This is a genomic window from Peptoniphilus hominis (ex Hitch et al. 2025) (assembly GCF_040096015.1).
Lineage (GTDB): Bacteria > Bacillota > Clostridia > Tissierellales > Peptoniphilaceae > Peptoniphilus_A > Peptoniphilus_A hominis.
On the sequence record NZ_JBBMFO010000001.1, the window covers coordinates 219428 to 235463 of the forward strand.

Sequence of the window (16036 nt, forward strand, 5' to 3'; positions counted from 1 at the left end):
CCTCAAAAGAAGCTTAATCCACAGAATTCATTAGTTTCTCATATATTTCCTCACTAATTTCTGTCGTAAATGCCCTATTTAGGGCCTTTGACTTTATCGCTTTTTCCAAACAACTCTTGTCATTACATAAATAAGCTCCTCTTCCATTTGCCTTTCCCGTTTTATCAATAAAGATTTCATCTTCCTTGTTTTTAACAACTCTGATTAAATCTTTTTTTGGTTTTTGTTCCCTACAACCTATACAAGTACGCATAGGTATTTTCCTAATTTTAGTCATTTTTTACTCCGTTAAATTAAGAATTTTTTAATCTTCCTTTTCTTCTTCAGCTTCTTCAGATTCTTCACTATTATTTCTAGAAGATTCTACTTCTAAATCATCCTTCGCATCAATATCTAAATCATTATCTTGAGAAACTTCTTCACTCTTAACTTCATCAGAGTTTTCTAAAGTTATATCATCTTCAGCTTCAAGATCATCAGATACTTCTTTCTTTGCACTTTCAAATTCTTCAGCTAATTCTTCTTCAGTGATTCCCCTGTCTTCAAGATAATCTTCAAACTGTTCCTTAGACTTAATATCAATTTTCCATCCTGTTAGCTTTGCTGCAAGTCTAACATTTTGTCCCTCTTTACCTATTGCAAGAGACAATTGATAATCTGGCACTATAGCCAAAGCAGATTTTTCAGCTTCATTTACAAAAACTTTTTCTACCTTAGATGGACTTAATGAGTTTGCAATAAATTTGTCCATTTCCTTTTCGTAAATAACAATGTCAATTTTTTCATTGTGTATTTCATCTACAATTGCATTTACTCTTTGACCCTTGTATCCAACACAAGCTCCTAGTGGGTCTACTTCAGGATCTCTTGAAAATACAGCAATCTTTGTCCTTGATCCAGCTTCTCTAGAAATAGAATAAATTTCAACAATTCCTTCACTTACTTCAGGCACTTCTAATTCAAAGAGTCTCTTTATTAAATCAGGATGTGACCTTGAAAGGACAATTTGTGGACCCTTTGTAGACTTTTCAACAGATAAAATTAACATCTTGTATCTGTCGCCATGGTCGTATCTTTCATTACTTATTTGCTCACTATAGGGCAAAATTGCTTCAGTAGTTCCTAGATCAACATATACATTATTGTAAGCCTTTCTTTGAACTACTCCCGTAATTATTTCCTTTTCTCTTTCAACATATTCGTCAAATACAATATCTCTCTCAGCGTCTTTTATTCTTTGAATAACTACTTGTTTAGCTGTTTGAGCAGCAATTCTTCCAAAGTTTTTTGGATGTATTTCTAAATTATATACATCTCCAACTTCATAGCTTGGGTCAATCTTTTTTGCTTCTTCAAGGGATATTTGAAGTTGATCGTCTTCTACTTCATTAACAACATCCTTAGATGCAAAAAGTTTTATCTCTCCAGTTTCTCTATTCATGTTAACAACAACATTTTGAGATGTACCGTAATTTTTTCTATAACTAGAAACTAAAGCTGATTCCAAAGCCTCGAAGACAATTTCTTTTGAAATCCCTTTTTCCTTTTCGATTTCATTCAAAGCGTCTATAAACTCTTGGTTCATTTATTCCTCCATTAAAATTTAATAGTTTGTTTCATAGATGAAATTGATTTAATAGGAATTTTTAATTCTTCACCATCAATGTTACAATACACAAATTCATCATCATATTTGTCTAAAACAAAACTAAATTCTTTTTTTCCGTCAATTGGTGCATAAAGTTTAAGGTCAACTTCCTTGCCAACATTTCTTCTATAGTCATCTTTTGTTTTTAAAGGTCTATCAAGTCCTGGCGAAGAAATTTCAAGATAATATGGATTTTTTAAAATGTCAAGATCGTCTAATTTCTTTTCTAAATTTCTACTCATTTCTGTGCAGTCATCAAGATCAATTCCTTCTTTTTTATAAATAAAAATCGAAAGAAGATCGTGCTTTGATCCATTTTGAAATTCTATGTCTACAATTTCGTAGCCAAGTTCTTCTGCTACCTCTTCAGCTAGTGGGTAAATCTCTTTTTTTAATTCTTTTTTATTCACTTAACACCTCACTACTAAAAAACAAAGAGTGGGCTAACCCACTCTTTACACTAAAATACCTTTCTTATTAAATTATAACATAAATTAGTAGAATTACAACTTATTACAAAAATTAGTTAATCTATAAGTTTTAAAAATTAAATAGAGAAATTTGATTTGTCTCATCAAGATCAATTAACATTCCATTTTTTTGTAAAATTGTAATTACTGAGTTGCCAGCCTTAGTCCTCCTAGAAAAGTCTTCTATGGATAAAAACTTTGACTTCAGAGCTTCTGCTTCAATGCTATTAGCACAGTTCTCACCAATGCCTGGTATTGCCCTTAGTGGCATTCTTATCTTTTTATCTTCTATAGTAAACTTGGATGCCTTTGATTTATATAGATCAGCTGGTAAAAATTCAAAGCCTCTTGCGTACATCTCAAGAGCAACTTCAGACACTCTTATTTCTCCCTTGTCCTTTGCAGTTGGGTTTTGAATTTCCCTTAAAATTTTTATTCTATTATTTAAAAAACTTGGTCCTTCAATAATATTTTCTCCATTAAAGTCATTTAATTTAATAGTGAAATAGGTTGCATAAAAGGCAAGAGGATAATTTAATTTATAGTAAGCTATTCTAAAGGAGAGCATTACATAGGCAACGGCATGAGCCTTAGGGAACATGTACTTAATTTTTTTACAAGAATCAATATACCATTCAGGCAAATCTAAATTCTTCATTATCTTTTCTTGTTCTTCAGTAAGCCCCTTTCCTTTTCTAACTTTTTCCATGGTGTCAAAGGCCATTTTATTTTCTGCACCTGCATTTATTAGATAAACCATAATGTCTTCTCTTGTTGCAATAACATCTTTAAGTTCGGCTCTTCCTGAGTCTACAAGCTCTTGGGCATTTGAAATCCATACATCAGTGCCATGTGATAGTCCAGAAATTCTTACTAAGTCAGCAAAATTCTTTGGCTTTGTTTCCTTTAGCATAGAAATTACAAAAGATGTACCAAATTCTGGTATGCCCAGAGTTCCTGTTTCGCAAGAAAAAATTTCTTCATCCATGTTAAAAATTTCTGCACTATTAAATATGGATAGAGTCTTTTCATCGTCTAGTCTAATTTCATTTGAATCAAGTCCAGTGAAGTCTTCAAGCATTTTAATAATAGTAGGACCATCGTGACCAAGTATATCTAGCTTTAAAATCTTTCCATGAATAAAGTTATAGTCAAAGTGAGTTGTAATTACTCCTGATGTTGCATCATCTGCCGGATACTGAATTGGCGTGAAGTCAAAAATACTTTTGCTCTTAGGCACAATCATAACGCCGCCTGGATGTTGTCCGCTAGTTCTTTTTCCGTCAGTTATTTCCTTTGCCAGTCTATCTATTTCAACAGGCGAAATATTTTTGCCTTCAAAGTATTTTTTTACATAGCCATAGGCGGTTTTCTCTGCAATTTTTCCAATAGTTCCTGCCCTAAATACATAGCCCTCACCAAATAATTCTTCTGTGTATTTATGTGCTTGAGGTTGATATTCACCAGCGAAGTTTAAATCAATATCTGGTTCCTTGTCTCCATAAAAACCTAAAAATACTTCGAAAGGAATGTTGTGGCCATCTTTTCTCATTGGACTTCCACATTTAGGACAAACTTTATCTGGCATGTCAACACCAGAACCGTAAGTTAAATCTTTTGTAAACTCTGAGTGTTTACAATTTGGACAGATATAATGTGGTGGAAGTGGATTTACCTCTGTTATGCCAGACATTGTTGCAACAAAGGACGACCCAACAGAACCCCTGGAGCCAACTAAAAATCCATCGTCATTAGATTTTTTTACAAGCTTTTGAGCAATTATATAAAGTACTGAATATCCATTTGAAATTATAGATTTAAGTTCCTTTTCCAATCTCTCTTCAACAATCTCCGGGAGCTTATCACCATAAATTTCGTGAGCCTTTTTATAAGTCATTTCTCTTAGACTTTCGTCAGAACCCTCTATTACTGGTGGATATTTGCCATCGGGAATTGGTTTAATGGCATTTATTTCATCCTTTAACTTATTTGTATTTTTAACTACAACTTCATAAGCTTTTTCTTCACCAAGATAAGAAAATTCATTAAGCATTTCTTCTGTAGTTTTAAAATAAAATTTTTGCTCGCGACTAGCTCTAGGATCAGGCCTACCTGGTTTTCCATTTAAAACAATTCGCCTTAAAATATCTTCTGACTCTTCAAGATAATAAGTGTCTGAATCAGCAATAACTGGAATTTCTAATTTTTCTCCAAGCCACAAGATTTTTTTATTTATTTCTCTAATGTCTTCTATACTGAATTTTCCATCTTCAATTGCCATTATATTATCGCTTGCTGGTTGAATCTCCAAGAAGTCATAGTATTTTGCAATTTCTAGAAGTTCATCATCAGGGCACATTCTATAAACTGCATCGAAAAGTTCCGAGCTGGCATTGCCTGAGCCCACTAAAATTCCTTCCCTATATTTATCCAATAGACTTCGAGGAACTTTTGCAGTAAAATTATAAAATTGCATATGAGATGCAGATATCAGTTTGTATAAATTTTTTAGCCCAACTTCATCCTTAGCAATTAATAAGAGGGAACTTTCAAACAATCGTTTAGAATCTATGTTTATGATTGCATGGTTAAGATTGTCAAAATTAAATTCCTTATCCCTTTTAAATCTTTCAATTAATTTTATAAACATGGCAGCAGTAGCTTCAGCATCATTTACTGCCCTGTGAGCTCCAACAAGAGAAATTCCAAGATTTTTACAAAGAGTTCCCAAGTTAAATCTCTTCATGTCAGTCATAAGGGCTCTTGCCAAGACTAGGGTATCTAAGATTAGGTGCTTAAATTCTAAATTATTATTTGCATATTCCCTTCTTATAAAGGAAATATCGAATTTTGCATTATGGGCAACTAAGACAGAGTCCTTTGCAAATTCGTAAAATTTTGGGATTACTTCTTCGATTGTAGGTTCATTTTCCACCTTCGCATTGCTAATGCCAGTAAGTTCAACAACAACTTGGGGAATTTCTCTTTCTGGATTAATTAATTGTGAAAATCTATCTACAATTGTTCCATCAACAATTTTTACTGCACCAATTTCTGTAATTTTATCATTTCTAGAAGATAGTCCAGTAGTTTCTATATCGAAGACGACATAAGAATTATAATTTTTATTAGGATCATAATTTGTAACGATTTTTTCTTTGTCGTCAACAAAATTTATATCTGTGCCATATAAAATTTTAAGTCCAGTAGCTTCTCCTGCTTCCATTGCTTCTGGAAATCCCTGAACATCATTTGTGTCAGCTATAGCTAGTGCATCGTGACCCCATAGTTTTGCTCTTTTTGCAAAATCAGTAAAGGAAGTTACACCAGACATTTGTGACATTTTTGAGTGAATTCTAAATTCCGTTCTCTTTTCCTTGGAGTAATCCATGCGAATTACTTTGTCTCTTTTTTCAATGTATCTTATCATAAGAGTCTCACATTTTGAAAAACTATCATAATTTACATTTCCAGTTATTAAAACATGATCGCCTCTTTTGAAACTTTCCAAAAATTCTTCAGTTTTTTCTGGTTTTAAAAATATTTTGGCAAGTGTTGAAGAAGTATAGTCTGTTACAGATAGGGAAACTAAAAAATTCCCAGATTTTATTTCTCGACTATCAATGTTAAAGATATCAACTTCCACAGTGACCTTTTGTGAATTGACATTTATATCAATGAGCCTTTGAGTATTATCAATATCTTTTTTTCCATAAGAATTTACTTTTTTCGCTTTGCTTTCCTTTATTTTATTTTCTGCCTTAGTCTTAATTTCCAATTCATGCTTTGCAGAAATCACTTCTTCTGCTTCGTCGATTTGCGAAATAAAGGACTCAATATTGTCATCTTCTACTATTTCTTTTACAAAGTCAAAGTCAATTTTATAGTAGCCAAATACTTTTAGTTCCTCTTCCAAATAATGACCAAAGCCATTTTTTGTTAGAGTGTAATAAGCTTCTTCACTTGGAAGTACTATTTCAATTTTATTTTTTTCTTTATTAATTTCAATTTCTTCAATCCAAATTTTTGAAGATGGATTGTACTTTAGTATTTCCGCACAAATTAAATCATCTTCACTTTTGTAGAGAGAAGATGACTTGAATTCAATATAAATTTTATATTCTTCTAAATTTTTTGAAAAAATCTCTTTAATTTTTTTCTTTAAATTTGTATCTAAATCTTCTTTAGAAGTTATTACAAAAAATACCTCGCCACTATTCTTATTTCTCTTAATAGAATCAATGGAAATATCATCTGAAACTTCTAAAGATGTGATTTCTAATTTTTTAAAAATATTTTTTAATAAAAGCAAATTTTCACCCGATTTTTTCTATTTCTGATAAAAGTTCACTTAAAAGTTTTTCTTCAGGAACTTTTTTTACGATTTCGCCCTTTTTAAAAATAAGTCCATTTCCATTTCCACAGGCAATTCCAATGTCTGCTTCTCTAGCTTCGCCTGGACCATTTACTGCACAGCCCATTATGGCTACTTTTAAATTCTTATCCATTGCGTAAAGTCTGTCTTCAACATTTTTTACAATTTCAATTAAATCCACCTTGGTTCTGGCACAAGTAGGACAAGAAATTAAATCTATTCCCTCTCTTCTGAGGTCTAGTGCCTTTAAAATGTCTTTTCCAGCTATGACTTCATCCAATGGATCTGATGTTAGAGAAACTCTTATTGTGTCGCCAATTCCTTCGGCTAAAAGAGTTCCTATTCCAATTGCAGACTTAACAACGCCCTTCTTTGGTGTGCCTGCTTCAGTGACACCAAGATGAAGTGGATAATTTGACATCTCAGAAAATTTTCTATAACTTTCTATTGTCAAGTTTACACTTGATGCTTTAAGAGAGACAGCAATATCGTAAAAATTATTTTTTTCAAGAATTTCCACTTCTTCCATGGCACTAAGACATATTGAAGATGCATTTACCCCCTTAAACTTATCTAAAAACTCCTCTTTTATAGAACCAGAATTCACGCCAACTCTTATGGGGATGTTATAAAACTTACAAGCTTCTATTACTTCTTTTATCTTCCATGAGTCGCCAATGTTTCCTGGGTTTAATCTTATGGCATCACTTTCATTTTCAGCTGCAGCTAGAGCCAGTTTATAATCAAATTGAATGTCAGAAATTATTGGAATTTTTATCTCCTTTTTTATCTCTCTAAGTGCGGCTGCATCATCTAAATCATTTACAGCCACTCTAATAATGTCGCAGCCAGCTTCTTCTAATTTTTTTATTTGTGAAACAGTGGATTTTACATCCTTCGTATTGGTGTTAGTCATTGATTGGATTGAAATAAAAGAATCTCCTCCAACTGGCACCTTGCCAACATAAATTTTCTTTGTCTCTTTTCTCTTTATCATTTACTAAACAACCTTCCAATATCATTAAATATAGTTACATAAATCATTAAGCTAAATAAAATACTAATTCCAATTAGAGAAAGACCTTGTTCAAATTTTTCATTTATAGGCTTGCCTCTTAGAGCTTCAATTAACAAAAATAAAAATTTTCCTCCATCAAGAGCAGGAATTGGCAGTAAATTAAATACACCGAGATTGACAGAAATAAGTGCTAAAATCTGTAAAAAATTTAAAAAGCCCTTAGATGATTCTGAGCCAATCATTTGTACAACTCCAACAGGTCCAGATAAATATTCCATTTTAAAGGAACCGTCAAAAATCATTTTTAAGCTCTTTAAAATCATAAGGGACATTTCACCTGTCCTCTTGGCACCAAGCTCTATAGACTTAAAAAATGAGTGCTTAAGCTTAGATGTAATGCCAATTAAATACATCTTATTTTCTTCTGAATATTTTGGCTTTAAATTAATATCTAATTTTTCACCATTCCTATTAATTTTTAGATTAATTTCTTCATCCTTTTTATCACTAATTAAAGAATTAATCTCGTAAATATCCTTAGTTTTAACTTTATCTATTTCTATTATTTTATCTCCAGCTTTTAATCCAGCATTTTCTGCTGGAGAATCCTTAATTACCTTATCAATTTCATTTGAACCATAGCCAACAATCGAAAAAATTATGGTAAAGGCAAGAAAGGCTAAAATAAAATTCATAAAAGCACCGGCAAGAACAACTGCCATTCTCTTTAAAATAGGAGCATTATTAAAGGATCTGGGATCGTGAGAACTTTCCTCTTCCCCTTCCATGGCAACATAACCACCAATGGGTAGTGCTCTAAGACTATAAGAAGTCTCACCATTTTGTTTTTGAAAAAGTTTTGGTCCCATGCCTATGGAAAATTCATTGACTTTTATTCCTGATAGTTTTGCCACTGTGAAGTGCCCAAATTCATGAAGCATTACAACTAATAGAAAAACTACTAGAGAACTAATTAAAGTGATCATCTGTCCTCCTTAAATAAAGTTGTACAAGATATAAATAAAGGGACTGATAAAAATTAAACTATCAAACCTATCTAAAATACCGCCATGTCCAGGAAGGATTTGTGCGTAGTCCTTTATCTCTGTGTATCTTTTTATCTTAGACGCAAATAAATCGCCAAATTGACCAGAAATAGAAGATAAAAATATAATAAATACTACAAGAGCATTAATATCATAAATTGCATTGTTCTTATTGAGCATTACAAAATAAATACTTGTAATGACAAGAGCAAAAAAAGTTCCCCCAATTGCACCTTCAATAGATTTATTTGGGCTTACCCTTTCAATTAACTTGTGCTTTCCAAAAGTTGAGCCCACAAAATAGGCAAAGGTATCTGTTGAAAAGGAAATAATAAAGCCAGCAATAATTAAGTAAATGTCGTCAATGCTTCCAAGCAAATTAAGTAAAAATATTGCATAAAAATAAGTAAATGTTGTATAAGCATAGTTGCTCAATTCATAATCATCTAAATGAACAAAAAGGCATGAGTTTACAACAAAAAATAAGACAAGAGAGAAAATTAAGTTTTTATCAAAAAAAGAGCATAAAAAAGTTATAAGAGCTCCAAAAAACAAGATTGGCAAAAATAATTTTATGCCTTTTTTGTAAAGAGCGTTGTACATTTCTCTTACAGCTTCAAGACTAATAATAAAAAAAGAAATTTTTATTGCCTTTAGCCCCAAATAAAAAATTAGAATTATTAATAAAATACCAACTGCACCAGTGGTAACTCTCTTTTGTAGATCTGTCAAATTTAAAGTCCTCCATACCTTCTATTTCGTTTTTGAAAATCATAAATAGCTTTGTAAAAATCATTTTCATGAAAATCTGGCCACAAAATATTCGAAAAATAAAATTCACTATAGGCTAATTGATAAAGTAAAAAATTAGAAACTCTAAGCTCACCACTTGGTCTAATTAAGAGATCCAGATCATCTTGTCCTGTGGTATATAAATAATTTTTAAAGCTTTCTGTATCAATATCATCAAGGGAAATTTTCCCATCAATAATATCTTTGCAAATATTTTTACTAGCCCTAACTATTTCACTTTGTCCGCCATAATTTAGCCCAATATTTAATATCATTTTATCATTTGATTTTGTTTCCTGCAACGCATCTTCAATTAGTTTGACAATTGGGTCTGGAAAGGCTCTGTAGTCACCTAGAACTTTAATTCTTACATTATTCTTTTTAATTTTTTCCAACTGGCTTTTTATGTAAAAGGCTAATAAATCCATTAGCTTTGAAATTTCCTCTTCTGGTCTCTTCCAATTTTCTGTTGAAAAAGCATATAGGGTTAAGGATTTAATATTTATTTTATAAGCTGCTTCAACAATTTCAATAACTCTTTTAGTACCTTCTTTATGACCAAAGCTTCTAGGCATATTTCTATTTTTTGCCCATCTTCCATTGCCATCCATTATTATTCCAACATGTTTTGGAATGTTATTTAAGTCTAATTCTTCGTAATAATTCATAAAACTCCTTAAAAAAAGAGCCTTAGAATAATCTAAGGCTAAAAATCAAATTTCCATAAGTTCTTTTTCTTTATTTTCTGCTACTTTGTCAACTTCTTTAATATATTTATCTGTCAACTTTTGAATGTCTTCTTCATAGGAAGCTTTATCATCTTCAGAAATTTCTTTAGCTTTTTCTGCTTTTTTAATATCTTCCATAGCATCTCTTCTTACATTTCTAATAGAAATTTTTGCCTCTTCAGCATACTTTCCAACTAGCTTTGTAAGATCTCTTCTTCTTTCCTCTGTAAGTTGAGGAATAGCTAATCTAATAATTTTTCCATCATTAGAAGGAGTTATTCCTAAATCAGATTTTAATATTGCCTTTTCAATATCTGGGATTAAATTTGCATCCCATGGTTGAATAGCAAGAAGTCTTGGCTCTGGAGCAGAAAGACTAGCAACTTGATTAATTGGAGTTTTTTGTCCATAATAATCAACATGAATTTTGTCAAGTAAAGTAGTATTAGCACGACCTGCTCTTATAGACTGAAGTGATTCAGTAAGTGAGCCTACAGTTTTATTCATTCTAGACTCAGTATTCTTTTTTAGATCAGATATCATAATATCCTCCTATTTAACGCTTGTACCAATATCTTCGCCACATACAACTTTAAACATTGCATCTTCTTCATCTATTCCAAATACTCTTAAAGGAATACTGTTGTCCATGCAAAGAGTTGTTGCTGTGCCATCCATAATCTTTAAGTTTTTATTTAAGATTTCTCTATAACTTAAATTGTCATATTTTTTTGCATTTTCATTAATATTAGGGTCAGAATCATAAATTCCATCTGTTCCCTTTTTAGCTAGTAATATAACATCAGCATCAATTTCTGCAGCCCTAAGTGCAGCAGCAGTGTCAGTTGAAAAGTATGGATTTCCAACTCCAGCTGAAAATATTACAACGCGACCTTTTTCTAAATGTCTAATAGCACGCCTTCTAATATAAGGTTCAGCAACTTGCCTCATATCGATAGCAGTTTGCACACGAGTAATAACGCCTAATTTTTCAAAAGAGTCCTGCAATGCTAAAGCGTTCATTACAGTACCTAACATACCCATATAATCAGATGTAGCACGATCAATATTATTTTCGTCGCGTCCTCTCCAAAAGTTTCCGCCACCTACAACAATACCAATCTCAACACCTAAGTCATAAATTTTCTTTACTTGCTTTGCAATTAAATTGACATAATTAATGTCAATGCCAACGGAATTTGAGCCAGCCAAGGCTTCTCCGCTGAGTTTTAAAACAATTCTCTTATATTTTGGCATTTACTCCTCCAATTTGTTAACCTATTTGTTTTGCTACTTCTTCAGCAAAGTCTTCTTCTCTCTTTTCAAGACCTTCGCCAACTTCAAATCTAACAAATCTTCTGATTTTAATGTTTTCACCAATTTTTGCAATTAAATCATTTAAAATATCTTGAATTTTTTTATCTGGATCCTTAATGAAATCTTGGTCTAGTAGACAAATTTCTTCATAGAATTTTTCAAGTCTACCTTCAACCATTTTTTCAATAATGTGTTCAGGTTTATTTTCGCCCCTAGCTTGTTCAGTAAGAATTTTTCTTTCGTGTTCTACTTCTTCAGCTGGAACTTCTTCACGACTAACATACTTTGGAGCAACTGCTGCAATTTGCATAGCAATATCTCTTACAAAAGACTTAAACTCTTCGTTTTTAGCAACGAAATCAGTTTCAGAGTTAACTTCAACAAGAACTCCAATTCTTCCACCGTGAATGTAAGAATCAACAAGACCTTCAGATGCAATTCTTGAAGACTTCTTTGCTACAGATGCAAGACCCTTTTCTCTTAGAAAGTCTATTGCCTTGTCCATATCACCATTTGTTTCTGTTAAAGCCTTCTTGCAGTCCATCATGCCTGCTCCAGATTTTTCTCTCAATTCTTTAACTAATGCTGCTGTAATAGCCATTTTAATTCACTCCTTATTTATTTTAAAAAAAGAGAGTTTTAAAGGATTACTTTAGAACTCTCGAAATATCTTTACTCTTCTATAGTTGACTTTTCTTCCTCAACAGTTTCTTCAACTTCTTCAATTTCTACAGAAACTTCTTGAGCGGATTCATCATAATCGTTGTCGCTATCTTCAATTTGACTACCTTGTTTTCCTTCAATAACTGCATTTGCAATAGTTTCAGTAATAAGTTTTACTGCTCTAATTGCATCATCATTTCCTGGAATTGGAATATCAACTTCTTCAGGATCACAATTTGTATCAACGATACCGATAACTGGAATTCCTAGAATATGAGCTTCTTTAACTGCAATTCTTTCTTTTTTAGGGTCAACAATAAATAAAGCTTGAGGCATTCCCTTCATTTCTTTAATTCCACCAAGGAATTTTTCAAGTTTTTCTCTTTCATGTAATAATTGAGCAACTTCTTTTTTAGGAAGAACATCAAAAGTACCATTTTCTTCCATTTCGAATAACTTGTAAAGTCTTTCGATTCTCTTATTAATAGTTTTGTAGTTAGTTAAAAGACCACCTAACCATCTTTGGTTAATGTATGGCATTCCACATTTTGTAGCTTCTTTTTCTATTGCATCTTGAGCTTGCTTTTTTGTACCAACAAATAGAATTTCACCATTGTTTGCTGCAATCTCTCTTACAAAGTCATAAGTTTCTTCTACTTTTTTTACAGTTTTTTGAAGATCGATTATATAAATACCGTTTCTTTCGGTAAATATAAATCTCTTCATCTTAGGGTTCCATCTTCTAGTTTGATGTCCAAAGTGAACACCAGCTTCTAATAAGTTTTTCATTGAAATTACTGACATTTAAGCCACCTCCGTGTTTTTTTCCTCCATTTTTATCATCTATCAAAGGGACCAAATTGGCAACTCCTTTAATATCAAAAAATGTGTGTATTACTTACCGCATAAAAGTATAACATAGCCGGTTAAAATTATCAATAATTTGTTTGTATTGTATTCATTTTTATTTAGACCTATCTTGATAATTGTTTTGAATGAAAAATTATTGTAGAAAATTTTTATATAAAAAAGAGCCAGCTTATAAAACACTGACTCCTTTATGTAAAACCTCTCCATGAGGAGAGATTTTCTTAATGAAATTAGTAAGCAACAAATTTGTTTCCTGCACATCCGCAAATTGGACATTTATCTTCTTCTTCAAAAGTGATATATCCACATACAGGACATAGATAGATTTTTTCAACATCAAGGTCTTTTCCTGCATCAACTGCTTCTTTTGCTTCTAAATATCTTTTAGCGTGAACTTTTTCTGCAGCTGTAGCGAATTTCATAGCCTTAACTGCTTCTTGTTCACCTTGCATTTCTGCAACAGCTATAAATGCTGGATACATTTGAGTTGATTCAAAAATTTCACCATTTCTTGCAGCTTCAAGGTTATCAGATGTGCTGTTGATTCCAAATCCTGCCATAGAAGTTACAGCAAAATCTCCAGATACATCTCTTAAAGCTTTGAAGTGAAGTGTTGCGTGAATTTTTTCTGCATCAGCAGTTGCATCAAAAAGTCTCTTAACATTTTTGAAGCCATCTTTTTCAGCTACATTGCCCCAGATATTATATCTAGTACGAGCTTGAGATTCTCCACCGAATGCGGATCTTAGATTGTCACTTGTCATTTGATTCATAATATTACCCCCCATAAAATTAATTTAATAATAAAATTACAATTAATATTATAGACTATTGTTTATGAAAAATCAAATATATGCACTAAATAAATCTAATATTTATTTTTTGTTTTTTAATCAATATTTTCGATTTTTTGAGTTTGATCATGTGTTATCAAAGCATCAATTATTTCATCCAAGTCACCGTCGTTAATGGCGTCAATTCTGTGAGAAGTGAAATTGATTCTGTGATCAGTTACTCTTCCTTGCGGATAATTGTAGGTCCTAATTCTTTCAGACCTATCTCCAGTTCCAATTTGTAAAGATCTCTCCATGGATTCTTTTTCATTTTGCTCTTGAAGTTTTAAATCATATAATTTTGATCTAAGTAACTTCATGGCTTTCTCTTTATTTCTAAGTTGTGATTTTTCATCTTGGCAAGAAATTACTATTCCAGTAGGAATGTGAGTTAGTCTAACTGCAGAGTCAGTAGTGTTTACACATTGCCCACCATTACCTGAGGCACGGAAGACGTCAAATTTAATTTCAGATGGATCAATTTCAATATCCACATCTTCAGCCTCTGGTAAAACTGCAACAGTTGCTGTAGAAGTGTGAATTCTACCGCCACTTTCTGTTTCAGGAACTCTTTGAACTCTGTGAACTCCTGATTCATATTTAAGTCTTGAGTATGCTCCATTACCTATTATCATAAAGACAATTTCTTTAAATCCGCCAATGCCAATTTCATTGGAAGAAATAGTTTCTACCTTAAAGCCTTTTCTTTCGGCGTACCTAACATATTGTCTGTACAATACTCCAGCAAAAAGTGCTGCTTCATCTCCGCCAGCACCTGCACGAATTTCTACCATAACATTTTTACTGTCGTTTTTATCTTTAGGAATCAATAAAACTTTTAAATCATTTTCTAAAGTTTCAATTTTTTTTGTTCCTTCGTTAATTTCTTCTCTAACTAAATCTTTAAATTCATCATCTAATTTTTCTTTTATCAATTCTTTATTTTCGTTTAAAGCCTTTAGCGTATTTTTATATTCTCTATATTTTGCAACAATTGGCTCTATCTCAGCATGTTCAATGGCCTTTTGTTGGTAAAGTTTAGAGTCATTAATAATTTCCACATTGCTCAAATCTTTTTCGAGCTCTACTAATCTCTCTTCAAAAACCGAAAGTTTTTCGTACATATTTACCCCTATACCTTTAATCGTCCCACTACTACTCTATCTAAATTATTCAGATCCTTATAAATTTCAAGGTCAAAATTTTCCCTCATTATTGAAGAAATATCTTCAGCCTCATCATATCCTATCTCAAATACTAAAAACCCATGACTATTTAAAAATCTTGGCGCATCTTTAATGATCTTTCTGTAAAAATAAAGTCCATCACTTCCGCCATCTAGTGCAAGTCTCGGTTCATGTTCTCTTACTTCTACTTGCAGATTTTCTATCTCATGAGATTTAATATAGGGCGGATTTGAATAAATTAAATCAAATTTCTCATTAATTTCTTCAAATAAATTGCTCTCTAAAATTTTAATATTTGATTTTAAATTATTTTTATTTACATTAGTATTTTTAATAGCCTGAGGACTTATATCAACTGCTGTTATATCCACCTGTCCCTTAGTTTCAAGGTCAAGTGTAACACTAACAATTCCACTTCCACATCCAATTTCAAGAAGATTCTTAATATTGTTATTCTTTAGGATTTTTAAAATTACTTCTACAGAAATTTCTGTATCCTGTCTTGGTATTAAAACACCCTCTAATACAGTGAAAGTTCTTCCGTAAAAATCTTCTCTTCCCAAAATATACTGTAGAGGTAGACCCTCTTGCCTCTTTTTTAAAATGTCAAAATATTTTTTTTCAACTGAAGCAGGTAATTCTTCATTGTCGTGAGAAACTAAATAAGACAAGTCTTTCTCCAAAATTTCTCCTAAAATTTTTCTAGTTTCATAAATAGGATCTGTATATTCTAAGTTTTTTAAAAAATCTCTACCCTCTATTAGGGCTTCTTTTATCTTCATAAATTTAAGTAATAAAAAAGGTTAGCTAGGCTAACCTCATTGTCATTTATTTCTCTTGTATCTGCTATTGAATTTTTCAATTCTTCCGCCATGATCAGAGAGTTTTTGCTTTCCTGTAAAGAAAGGATGACAAGCTGAACAAATTTCAACTTTTAAATCTTCTTTAACAGATCCTGTTTTAAAAGTGTTGCCACAAGCACAAGTTACTGTAGCTTCTTTATAATCTGGATGAATTCCTTTTTTCATTGTTTAGCCCCCTTAAACTTTTTTATAACTCAATTTTAATATTATAACACAATTTTCATTG

Annotated in this window: 16 protein-coding genes; all 16 read right to left on the reverse strand. The window is 31.8% G+C overall.

Features of this window, described 5'->3' with window-relative positions; genetic code table 11:
• Positions 1 to 13: 13 nt before the first annotated feature.
• Positions 14 to 277, reverse strand: coding sequence for an RNase P modulator RnpM (gene rnpM, locus WMO19_RS01175; RefSeq protein ID WP_288165966.1), 264 nt, complete (start codon positions 275 to 277; stop codon positions 14 to 16).
• A 27-nt stretch (positions 278 to 304) separates the two neighbouring features.
• Positions 305 to 1585: a transcription termination factor NusA gene (gene nusA / locus WMO19_RS01180; protein WP_349169873.1), complete on the reverse strand. Its 1281-nt coding sequence runs from the start codon at positions 1583 to 1585 to the stop codon at positions 305 to 307.
• 11 nt (positions 1586 to 1596) lie between these two features.
• Positions 1597 to 2058, reverse strand: coding sequence for a ribosome maturation factor RimP (gene rimP, locus WMO19_RS01185; RefSeq protein WP_349169874.1), 462 nt, complete (start codon positions 2056 to 2058; stop codon positions 1597 to 1599).
• Between the two features lie 130 nt (positions 2059 to 2188).
• Positions 2189 to 6430, reverse strand: coding sequence for a PolC-type DNA polymerase III (locus tag WMO19_RS01190; protein ID WP_349169875.1), 4242 nt, complete (start codon positions 6428 to 6430; stop codon positions 2189 to 2191).
• A 4-nt stretch (positions 6431 to 6434) separates the two neighbouring features.
• On the reverse strand, positions 6435 to 7490 hold the full coding sequence (gene ispG / locus WMO19_RS01195) for a flavodoxin-dependent (E)-4-hydroxy-3-methylbut-2-enyl-diphosphate synthase (protein WP_349169876.1): 1056 nt from the start codon (positions 7488 to 7490) through the stop codon (positions 6435 to 6437).
• On the reverse strand, positions 7487 to 8497 hold the full coding sequence (rseP, locus tag WMO19_RS01200) for an RIP metalloprotease RseP (protein WP_349169877.1): 1011 nt from the start codon (positions 8495 to 8497) through the stop codon (positions 7487 to 7489). The genes ispG and rseP overlap by 4 nt, the downstream gene beginning before the upstream one ends.
• Before the next feature lie 9 nt (positions 8498 to 8506).
• Complete coding sequence (locus WMO19_RS01205; protein ID WP_311565570.1) at positions 8507 to 9289, reverse strand: phosphatidate cytidylyltransferase; 783 nt, start codon at positions 9287 to 9289, stop codon at positions 8507 to 8509.
• Positions 9290 to 9291: 2 nt separating this feature from the next.
• On the reverse strand, positions 9292 to 10017 hold the full coding sequence (locus WMO19_RS01210; RefSeq protein ID WP_316719110.1) for an isoprenyl transferase: 726 nt from the start codon (positions 10015 to 10017) through the stop codon (positions 9292 to 9294).
• 45 nt (positions 10018 to 10062) lie between these two features.
• Positions 10063 to 10620, reverse strand: a complete 558-nt coding sequence (gene frr / locus WMO19_RS01215; protein WP_070610756.1) for a ribosome recycling factor — start codon at positions 10618 to 10620, stop codon at positions 10063 to 10065.
• 9 nt (positions 10621 to 10629) lie between these two features.
• A complete protein-coding gene (gene pyrH / locus WMO19_RS01220; protein WP_019124404.1) occupies positions 10630 to 11334 on the reverse strand; it encodes a UMP kinase in 705 nt (234 codons plus the stop codon).
• 16 nt (positions 11335 to 11350) lie between these two features.
• The gene (gene tsf, locus WMO19_RS01225; protein ID WP_332087474.1) at positions 11351 to 11995 is read right to left on the reverse strand and encodes a translation elongation factor Ts; all 645 of its coding nucleotides are present in this window, start codon (positions 11993 to 11995) and stop codon (positions 11351 to 11353) included.
• Between the two features lie 71 nt (positions 11996 to 12066).
• Positions 12067 to 12861, reverse strand: a complete 795-nt coding sequence (gene rpsB, locus WMO19_RS01230; protein ID WP_349169878.1) for a 30S ribosomal protein S2 — start codon at positions 12859 to 12861, stop codon at positions 12067 to 12069.
• Between the two features lie 296 nt (positions 12862 to 13157).
• Positions 13158 to 13700, reverse strand: coding sequence for a rubrerythrin family protein (locus WMO19_RS01235; RefSeq protein ID WP_349169879.1), 543 nt, complete (start codon positions 13698 to 13700; stop codon positions 13158 to 13160).
• A 116-nt stretch (positions 13701 to 13816) separates the two neighbouring features.
• Positions 13817 to 14884, reverse strand: a complete 1068-nt coding sequence (prfA, locus tag WMO19_RS01240) for a peptide chain release factor 1 (RefSeq protein ID WP_349169880.1) — start codon at positions 14882 to 14884, stop codon at positions 13817 to 13819.
• Between the two features lie 8 nt (positions 14885 to 14892).
• Complete coding sequence (prmC, locus tag WMO19_RS01245) at positions 14893 to 15729, reverse strand: peptide chain release factor N(5)-glutamine methyltransferase (RefSeq protein ID WP_349169881.1); 837 nt, start codon at positions 15727 to 15729, stop codon at positions 14893 to 14895.
• A gap of 42 nt (positions 15730 to 15771) precedes the next feature.
• Complete coding sequence (gene rpmE, locus WMO19_RS01250) at positions 15772 to 15975, reverse strand: 50S ribosomal protein L31 (protein ID WP_005956574.1); 204 nt, start codon at positions 15973 to 15975, stop codon at positions 15772 to 15774.
• Between the last annotated feature and the right edge of the window lie 61 nt (positions 15976 to 16036).

Bases quoted from the DNA above. Each gene is read 5' to 3' on its own strand.
- rnpM (WP_288165966.1), bottom strand. From the start codon at position 277: ATGACTAAAATTAGGAAAATACCTATGCGTACTTGTATAGGTTGTAGG.
- nusA (WP_349169873.1), bottom strand. From the start codon at position 1,585: ATGAACCAAGAGTTTATAGACGCTTTGAATGAAATCGAAAAGGAAAAA.
- ispG (WP_349169876.1), bottom strand. From the start codon at position 7,490: ATGATAAAGAGAAAAGAGACAAAGAAAATTTATGTTGGCAAGGTGCCA.
- rseP (WP_349169877.1), bottom strand. From the start codon at position 8,497: ATGATCACTTTAATTAGTTCTCTAGTAGTTTTTCTATTAGTTGTAATG.
- WMO19_RS01210 (WP_316719110.1), bottom strand. From the start codon at position 10,017: ATGAATTATTACGAAGAATTAGACTTAAATAACATTCCAAAACATGTT.
- frr (WP_070610756.1), bottom strand. From the start codon at position 10,620: ATGATATCTGATCTAAAAAAGAATACTGAGTCTAGAATGAATAAAACT.
- pyrH (WP_019124404.1), bottom strand. From the start codon at position 11,334: ATGCCAAAATATAAGAGAATTGTTTTAAAACTCAGCGGAGAAGCCTTG.
- tsf (WP_332087474.1), bottom strand. From the start codon at position 11,995: ATGGCTATTACAGCAGCATTAGTTAAAGAATTGAGAGAAAAATCTGGA.
- rpsB (WP_349169878.1), bottom strand. From the start codon at position 12,861: ATGTCAGTAATTTCAATGAAAAACTTATTAGAAGCTGGTGTTCACTTT.
- WMO19_RS01235 (WP_349169879.1), bottom strand. From the start codon at position 13,700: ATGAATCAAATGACAAGTGACAATCTAAGATCCGCATTCGGTGGAGAA.
- prfA (WP_349169880.1), bottom strand. From the start codon at position 14,884: ATGTACGAAAAACTTTCGGTTTTTGAAGAGAGATTAGTAGAGCTCGAA.
- prmC (WP_349169881.1), bottom strand. From the start codon at position 15,729: ATGAAGATAAAAGAAGCCCTAATAGAGGGTAGAGATTTTTTAAAAAAC.
- rpmE (WP_005956574.1), bottom strand. From the start codon at position 15,975: ATGAAAAAAGGAATTCATCCAGATTATAAAGAAGCTACAGTAACTTGT.